This is a genomic window from Nonomuraea salmonea, from assembly GCF_042428605.1.
GTDB lineage: Bacteria > Actinomycetota > Actinomycetes > Streptosporangiales > Streptosporangiaceae > Nonomuraea > Nonomuraea salmonea.
The window spans coordinates 1-669 of record NZ_JBHMCF010000043.1; the positions used below are offsets into that span (position 1 = coordinate 1).

The 669-nt window shown below is 70.4% G+C and carries 1 protein-coding gene; it reads left to right on the forward strand.

The annotated features are described in order from the left end of the window. Positions 1–18: 18 nt before the first annotated feature. The coding region (locus ACFFR3_RS39985; RefSeq protein WP_379484820.1) for a condensation domain-containing protein at positions 19–669 on the forward strand (651 nt) is incomplete at its 3' end.

The window sequence follows — 669 nt, forward strand, 5'->3', positions numbered from 1 at the left end:
CCTGCGTTGACGGCGCGGGTGCGTCCTGAGCGGGTGCCGTTGTCGTTCGCGCAGCGCCGCCTGTGGTTCATCCAGCAGTTGGAGGGGCCGACCGCCACCTACAACCTGCCGATCACGCAGATGCTGACCGGCGACGTCGACCGGGACGCTCTGGGCGCGGCTTTGCGGGACGTCATCGGCCGCCACGAGGTGCTGCGGACCGTCTTCCCGACCGCCGACGGCGAGCCGTACCAGCAGGTGCTGTGCGTGGAGGAGCTCGACTGGGAGCTCTCGGTGGTCGAGGTGGATCCCGCCGAGCTGGCCGGGGCTGTGGCCGAGGCGAAGGAGTACGCCTTCGATCTGGCGTCCGAGGTGCCGATCCGGGCGTGGTTGTTCGTGGCCGGTTCGGAGCAGGCGTTGGTGGTGGTGACGCATCACATCGCGGCGGACGGGTGGTCGATGGGGCCGCTGGCGCGGGATGTGTCGGTGGCGTACGAGGCACGCCGCGCGGGACGGACCCCGGTCTGGCAGCCGTTGCCGGTGCAGTACGCCGATTACGCCTTGTGGCAGCGGGAGTTGCTGGGGGAGCGGGACGATCCGGGCAGTGTGCTGGCGAAGCAGATCGGCTTTTGGCGGGAGGTGCTGGACGGGGTCCCGGAGGAGCTGGTGTTGCCGGTGGATCGGCCGCGT